Source organism: Hymenobacter sp. BT188 (genome assembly GCF_014333585.1).
GTDB lineage: Bacteria > Bacteroidota > Bacteroidia > Cytophagales > Hymenobacteraceae > Hymenobacter.
Genome location: NZ_JACSCW010000008.1, coordinates 100,142 through 107,192, shown reverse-complemented (window position 1 = coordinate 107,192; position 7,051 = coordinate 100,142). Strand labels below are relative to the sequence as shown.

Genomic DNA, 7,051 nt, shown 5'->3' with positions numbered 1-7,051 from the left:
TTCATCCTGAGCCAGGATCAAACTCTCCATTGTATAAATTTCTTCACTTAGCCGAAGCTAAGCTGCTGTCATGGGCTGACTCCTGCTCACGTATTGACGTAATCATTTAATTCGTGTCGCTTGGTCTTACTTGTTTCAAGTTTGCTTTATTATCAAAAGTAAACTTGAAACGTTTACCATTCGTTACTTTCCAATCATTCAAAGAACGTATGCGCCCTTCCTTTTGAAGGAGCCTTGCGAGCCAATTGACTCGTTTTTTGTTGATGTCCAACCCTCTTTCGGATTGGGGATGCAAAGGTATCTTTTGTTTTTAGATTATCAAGTAGAATCTTTAAAATTTTTATTTAAAATTTCCAGACTCTATTCTTAAAACCTCTTTACTTACCAACTCTTTTTGATTTGGGAGTGCAAAGATAAGAACCTCTTGATTGAAAAAGCAAATAAGTTTTATTTAAAATATCTGCTTGATGAATCAGAAACTATTGGACTGACAGTGCAAGGAGCAATCGTCAATGAAGAACCTTTAGCTTGTTTGCCCACCGCGTTTCGGATTGGGAGTGCAAAAGTGCAGGATAGAATCATCGTTTGCAAGTAGAGAGCGGTATTTTTTACAGTAATTTACTACCGGATCGCTCTGATGGGAGACAGAATATTGAGATACAACTTGTTAAGAACACCAACTATTTCGAATCGCTTTAAGAATCTACCACCAGATTAGTTATAATAGCCCAACTGAACCAGAAGCAGTGCCTACAATCATCTACCACATACATCAGTTGCTGCGATTCTCTAATAAGGAATGAAGATGGCTACGTCTTAGAGCTACTCGCCACACTTGCGACAAAATGCAGCACCTTCCTCATGCTCGGTAGCTTGGCAAACGTGGCAGATAACGTGTTTATAGTTCTTTTGGTAAGGACGTGATAGCTCGGCAGTGACAATTCCGGTAGGAACGGCAATGATGGCATATCCCATAATCATAATAACCGACGCTAGTGCTTTTCCTAGGGTAGTAGTAGGAGAAATATCACCGTATCCAACAGTGGTGAGCGTGACGATAGCCCAAAAAATACTCTGGGGAATACTACTGAAGCCATTCTGCCCACCTTCGATCACATACATTAGTGTGCCGGTTATTACTACCATTGCCACTACAAAGGTTAGGAACACTAATATCTTGTGACGACTAGCTTTCAAAGCCCCCATTATAACTGCGGCTTCTCCTACGAACCGACTGAGTTTAAGAATGCGAAAGACTCGCAATAGTCGGATTGTGCGAATAATCAGTAGATACTGGCTGCCTACTACAAGAAGGCTTAAGAACGTGGGAACGATAGCTAAGAAGTCGATTACGCCTAAAAAGCTGGAGGCGTACTTCAGTGGCCGACGTACCACTATAAGTCGGGTGATATACTCTATAGTAAAGAGGATGGTGAAAAACCACTCCAGGGCGCGCAGATAAGGGCCATACTGCTGATTTATGCTCTGCACACTTTCCAGCATCGCTACTAGCACACTGAGCAAAATGGCCCATAATAGTGTGATGTCGAAGGCTTGCCCGACGTGCGTGTCTGCCTCAAATATTACTTGATATACAGCTTGCTTCCAGCGTGAGGGCTGAGCAGAGGGATTATCTGGCACGGAGTAGCTTTTTATAAAAGTAGGGCAGTATACGATGCGAGAAGGCCACGGTCAAACTGACTTCGCTCTAATTCGGTGTCCTCCAAAATAAACAAATAAGCCCCCCAGAAGCGTGGCTAACCCATAAAGCGACTCGGTAGGATTGTCACGGAGGATAAAAAGCAGCGTCCAGCCGCTGAGCGCCAAGAATACAAGTGGAGTCAATGGATATCCCCACGCGCGATAAGGGCGGGGCAAGTTGGGCCGACGCCACCGCAGCACAAACAAGCCCATGACCGTCAGAAAGGTGAACAGACTAAGGACAAAGCCTGCATAAAGCAGTACTGCTTTGAACGTGGAAGTAAAAATAAACAGAAGCGTGAGGGCCGTTTGAAACAGCATAGCGCGAACTGGGATTCCTGCTTTACTTACGACTGCCATTTCGCGCAATGCTGGCATATCCTCGCCCATGATCTGCATAATTCGTGGGCCAGCAAAAATCATGGAGCTAACCGTAGACAGCAGCAGGCCTGCAATAACGCTTCCCATGAGGCGACCTACCGATTCTCCGAAAAGATGATTGGCCGCTACGTATCCTACTTCTACTTGTCCGGCAAGGCTGGCAACAGGTGTTGAGTAAAGGAAGATGAAGTTTAACGCCACATACAAGAAGACTACGATAGAGGTACCTAGCAGCAAAATGCGCGGTAAGTTGCGCTGGGGGGCTTTTACCTCACCGGCTATGTACACAACCGCATTCCAACCGGAGTAGGCATACGACACATAGATCAATGACACGGCGAACTCTGGACTGAGCAACTGGCCCCAATCGGTGGGCTGGGGGGGAAATTGAATAGGTTGTGGCTCAGCAAGCAGCCAACCAGCTCCGACAAATGCCACTAACACTATTACTTTGGCCGCAGTAATAACTACTTGCAAATAGCTTCCAGCCCTGCTGCTCGTGGCATGAATAGCCGTCAGCACTAACACTACTGCTACTGATAGCCACAGCGGATTAAGCGCTGGCCACAAACTGGTGGCATAACTGCTCAGAGCCATTGCGCCGAGCGCCGTAGGGGCGGCAAACCCCACAGTCGCAGATACCCAGCCCGACAGAAAGCCAATAGCCGGATGATAAATTTGGGATAAGTAATGGTATTCGCCCCCTGAGCGCGGCATAGCAGCAGCCAGTTCGGCGTAGCACCAAGCACCACACAAAGCAATAAGCCCCCCAACCACCCAAAGCATCAGCACCACAAAGCCGCTTTGGATATCCAATAGCTGGAAGCCCAATGTGGTAAAAACACCCGTTCCTACCATATTGGCTACTACCAAGGCCACGCCGGTAGTTAAGCCAATCTGGTAAACAGGTGCTGCGGCTTTAGTCATGCAAGTCGTTTAGCTCTTCTTATACATATAGAGTAAGCTCAGGGCAGATTCTAATTGTGGGCACTCTATATAATATAGGTATCGGCTAAGCTCGCATATATTAGTTGCTTGTACCGTATAGGCAGCGGTTATACTTTGGGGCGCTTGTACAAGGGCACAGTGCTGCATGGCTCCCCATACATCATGCTAGCTGCTACCGGCAGTAGCTTTTGCATGATGGCTACGTAGGCATATGTAGGTACAGGAATGCTGCCACAGCCCTTCACTACTACTTTCGCGTCGCGATACTCTTCGGCATCAATGGCTGCAATGGCATCCTGAAACAATTCCTGCTCCAAGGCTTCCAAATCGCCAAACACGTACCGATGGGCGTGTCCTTGAAGTTTCGTGGCCAACAGCATATATGCCCACGTAGGCACAATAGCATCGGCCGAGCAGATGATAGCTACATTTTTACCGTCGTATTGACTCCAGTCATGGGTCTTAACGAATTCGCGAAAGTCCTTTTCGCGCAGAATAAGCCCTTGAAACAAATTGTGTTTAATATCATACACCACGCGCTCTCCGGGATGCAGCAGCAATTCCAGATTGAGCGTGGTAAGGGCGCTTTGCGCTACACGGTTGATGATTTCTTCCATATCGATAAGACCCAAAGGGCGTCAAATTGGTGCAAAAGTTATTATTGCCTTACTCATCAAATGATGACTCAGGAAGGCCATTCCATTGTTTCTACAACTCTCTACTTCACCTTAGGAGTAGTTGTATAAACTTCCTTCAGATAAAACGGCTCGTAGTACGCAACATCCCGAAACTCCTGACGCTGAAATGCCCCCCAAGCCAAAGCACCCACCGCCACCGCCGACGGCTCGATGCCTGTTAGGAAGCCAGCGTTAGGTTGCTCAGTGAGCAGCGGCTGAAATTTAACTGCTCCGTTGCCAAAGAATAACACGCGGTGCCCACCTAATTGTTCGGCCAACGCATCAGGAGTTAACACCAAGGCTGTGGGGGGCAAAATTTCTCGGCTGTCGTAGGTATATAAAGCGGTATAGACTTCCATGCGCCGCGCATCCAGCATGGGGCAATAAAGATAGGCTTCAGGCGATGCGGTGTAGGCAGCTACTTGCCAGGCCAAGGCCTGCAACGTACTAACAGCCAGCAGCGGAATATCTAAAGCGAAGCACAATCCTTTGGCTGCCGCCCCACCGATTCGCAGACCCGTGTACGAACCAGGCCCATCGGATAAAGCCACCGCCGCCACGTCCTGAAGCTTGTGACCCGTGTTTTCCAGCAGTTGATTTACTAGCACGCTCAGGTGCGACGAGTGCGATTTCTCTAGTCGCAGTTCGGCCTGGCCGACTAGAACACCCGCTTGGTGCACAGCTACAGAGCACACAGGAGAAGAAGTTTCGAGAGAAAGAATAAGCATGAGCTAAGTCTATTTGCGCAAAGGTACAACCGGGAAGAGGCGCAATAATGAGGAGTTGAAATTCCCTTTTGGTTGGCACAAATAAAAAAGCAGGCCCCTACAGGAACCTGCTTTTGCTTATCATAGAATGCCTAAAGGTTATTTCTCCCCTGTTTTCTTGAGTTCAGGGCGAGATTTTGCTTCTGGCGTGCCTGGTTTCAGAAGGGCCGCATAGCGCGCCTGATCATTCAATACATTCAGGGCCATCAGGATATCCGGATCATCGTCGAAGCTGGCTTCGATCTGGCCCTTCTGGAAATAGTAGCGCGATACGATTTCCTGCTCCAGCAACTCCCGAATTTCGGGCTTAAAGCGGGTTAGGTCGTTGCTCTTGTTTGTGGAAACCTTACGACGAATGGCCTCGATTTCAGCTTTTACGTCGTCGTAGTGCTTTTCTTCCTTTGCCCTGCTGCTTAACTGAGCAAGGCTTTTTTCCATATCCGTGGAATAGCTCAAATCCTTTCCGCCTAAGAACTCAATGAATTTCTGATACTCAGTATCTGTGAGGTGAAATTCACGGGCGGGGGGCAAAGTGGCGTGAGCGGCGCGGTAGCGAGTAGCGTAGTCAAACAGATAGTTTTTCTGCAGCAGCACCCGGGTGATATCCGCAATAGCACGCTCTTTCACTTCCACATCGGGAGCTACGCCGCCGCCATCATATACTACACGGCCGCTGGTTGTTTTGAAAGCGGTGCGCAAGGAATCAGGCACTTTCCCCAAGGTGCCATCTTCGGCTCGATGGGCGTAGTCTATTTCCTGAATGCAGCGCCCGCTTGGAATATAGTATTTGGCAGTTGTTACCTTCAGTTGAGAGTTGTAAGACAAAGGCCGAGTGGCCTGCACTAGTCCCTTGCCGAAGGTTCGCTTACCGACCAGCACCGCCCGGTCGTAGTCCTGGAGTACGCCCGACACAATTTCGGAGGCGGAAGCGGAACGGTTGCTGGTCAGCACCACCACCGGCATTTGCGTGTCCAGAGGAGCATCGAGGGCTTTATATGTCTTATTCCAGTCCGTTACCTTTCCTTTCGTGCTCACTATATCCAAACCCTTATTTACGAAGAGGTTAGATACGTTTACGGCTTCGTTGAGCAAACCACCAGGGTTGTCGCGTATGTCGAACACGATTTTTTTGGCGCCCTGCTCTTTCAGCTTCATTACCGCCATGCGTGCTTCCTTGCCGGCATCGATGGTAAAGCCAGCTAGTTGGAAGTAGCCGATTTCAGGGGTCAACATACCGTAGTACGGCACATTTTCTACCTGAATTTTGTCGCGGGTAATGTTGATTTCCACCGGCACATCCTGTCCATAGCGCGTCACCGACAGCTTTGCTACCGAATTGGCCTGTCCTTTCAGCAACTTGCTGATATCGGAGTTATTCTTGGTCGCAACGTTGACTCCGTTAATAGTCAGAATCTCATCGCCGGGCAGCAAGCCAGCTTTTTGCGCCGGATAGCCTTCGTAAGCAGCCTGAACCACAGTTTTTGCTCCCCGCTTCACTACTACCGCCCCAATACCGCCGTACTGCCCAGTGGTCATGGTGCGGAAGTCCTCAATATCGTCTTCGGGAATGTAATTAGTGTACGGGTCTAGCGACTTAAGCATGGCGTCGATACCCGTTTTCACCATTTTTGCGGGCGTTATCTCATCCACGTAATAGGTGTTCACTTCCTTAAATAAGGTCGCGAAAATGTCGAGGTTCTTGGCAATCTCGAAGTAGCGCTCATTATCGGAGGCACTGCGGAAAGAGACGAGCAACGTGGCCCCGCCTAAAACCAGGCCGGCCAGATATTTTTTGCGCATAAAAAGGCTGAAAGTGTGGAAAACAACCTACGATACAGGCACCACTGCAACAGTGGGGGTTGCATCAGTTAGCAAACGCTCCAGCCCTGAAATTAATTTTTTTTCAACCAGCGCGAAAGGCTTTTTTTCCTTGCCCGAATAGATAATCCCTAGCAAGGCAACAGAATGCCCCCCAGGTGCCTCCAGCAAGCGGTATTTATTTAACCGGTATGCCTCCCGCATCAGGCGCTTCAGCCGGTTGCGGTCCACAGCTCGCTTGAAGGAACGCTTCGATACGCTCACCAGTACTTGGGGCGGAGCGGTTGTAGAGGCAGGGGCAGGCAGCCACACCAACCGCAGGGGGTATAAACCAAAAGAAGAACCCCGGCCGAAAAGCTCGTCAATGAGCTTTTTGCGACACAAGTGTTCTTCTTTCGGAAATGAGTAAGAGCGCGCGCCCGGCGCCATAGAGTTGGCTGGCAGGGGCGAATCGGCGGGAGCCGTCAGCGGTTTAGCGCTTATGACGACCCTCGTCGGATACCGTCAGGCGCTTGCGGCCTTTGGCGCGGCGGGAGGCCAGCACACGGCGGCCGTTGGCGGTTTCCATGCGTGAGCGGAATCCGTGCTTGTTGCGGCGCTTGCGCTGCGAGGGTTGAAATGTTCTTTTCATCGTCTTGGAATGCTATTCGGGGATGGCCGGCAAAGGTAAGGCCTTCATTTGTAAATGCCAAACAGTATAAGAAAGTAGTATATGCTTGTTGGCTTTAAGACTTATTTAAGGCATTCTAGCATGCACTT

The 7,051-nt window shown here is 49.3% G+C and carries 7 protein-coding genes; all 7 read right to left on the bottom strand.

Annotated elements, in window-relative coordinates; genetic code table 11:
• Positions 1 to 822 precede the first annotated feature (822 nt).
• The 7 genes from H8B13_RS19210 to rpmH all read right to left on the bottom strand — a co-directional run bounded on the left by H8B13_RS19210 (position 823) and on the right by rpmH (position 6,923).
• The gene (locus tag H8B13_RS19210; protein WP_187312443.1) at positions 823 to 1,641 is read right to left on the bottom strand and encodes an ion transporter; all 819 of its coding nucleotides are present in this window, start codon (positions 1,639 to 1,641) and stop codon (positions 823 to 825) included.
• A gap of 51 nt (positions 1,642 to 1,692) precedes the next feature.
• Positions 1,693 to 3,009 carry an amino acid permease gene (locus tag H8B13_RS19205; RefSeq protein WP_187312442.1) on the bottom strand — a complete coding sequence of 439 codons (1,317 nt, stop codon included), beginning with the start codon at positions 3,007 to 3,009 and terminating at the stop codon, positions 1,693 to 1,695.
• A 128-nt stretch (positions 3,010 to 3,137) separates the two neighbouring features.
• A complete protein-coding gene (locus H8B13_RS19200; RefSeq protein ID WP_187312448.1) occupies positions 3,138 to 3,647 on the bottom strand; it encodes a DUF2480 family protein in 510 nt (169 codons plus the stop codon).
• A gap of 101 nt (positions 3,648 to 3,748) precedes the next feature.
• Positions 3,749 to 4,435 carry a tRNA (adenosine(37)-N6)-threonylcarbamoyltransferase complex dimerization subunit type 1 TsaB gene (gene tsaB, locus H8B13_RS19195; RefSeq protein WP_187312441.1) on the bottom strand — a complete coding sequence of 229 codons (687 nt, stop codon included), beginning with the start codon at positions 4,433 to 4,435 and terminating at the stop codon, positions 3,749 to 3,751.
• Between the two features lie 138 nt (positions 4,436 to 4,573).
• Complete coding sequence (locus H8B13_RS19190) at positions 4,574 to 6,274, bottom strand: S41 family peptidase (protein ID WP_187312440.1); 1,701 nt, start codon at positions 6,272 to 6,274, stop codon at positions 4,574 to 4,576.
• A 27-nt stretch (positions 6,275 to 6,301) separates the two neighbouring features.
• Positions 6,302 to 6,721 (bottom strand): ribonuclease P protein component, encoded by a 420-nt coding sequence (locus tag H8B13_RS19185; RefSeq protein ID WP_187312439.1) that lies wholly within the window; start codon positions 6,719 to 6,721, stop codon positions 6,302 to 6,304.
• A 43-nt stretch (positions 6,722 to 6,764) separates the two neighbouring features.
• Complete coding sequence (gene rpmH, locus H8B13_RS19180) at positions 6,765 to 6,923, bottom strand: 50S ribosomal protein L34 (protein WP_084444044.1); 159 nt, start codon at positions 6,921 to 6,923, stop codon at positions 6,765 to 6,767.
• Positions 6,924 to 7,051: the final 128 nt, after the last annotated feature.

Bases quoted from the DNA above. Each gene is read 5' to 3' on its own strand.
- H8B13_RS19205 (WP_187312442.1), bottom strand. From the start codon at position 3,009: ATGACTAAAGCCGCAGCACCTGTTTACCAGATTGGCTTAACTACCGGC.
- H8B13_RS19200 (WP_187312448.1), bottom strand. From the start codon at position 3,647: ATGGAAGAAATCATCAACCGTGTAGCGCAAAGCGCCCTTACCACGCTC.
- tsaB (WP_187312441.1), bottom strand. From the start codon at position 4,435: ATGCTTATTCTTTCTCTCGAAACTTCTTCTCCTGTGTGCTCTGTAGCT.
- H8B13_RS19190 (WP_187312440.1), bottom strand. From the start codon at position 6,274: ATGCGCAAAAAATATCTGGCCGGCCTGGTTTTAGGCGGGGCCACGTTG.
- H8B13_RS19185 (WP_187312439.1), bottom strand. From the start codon at position 6,721: ATGGCGCCGGGCGCGCGCTCTTACTCATTTCCGAAAGAAGAACACTTG.
- rpmH (WP_084444044.1), bottom strand. From the start codon at position 6,923: ATGAAAAGAACATTTCAACCCTCGCAGCGCAAGCGCCGCAACAAGCAC.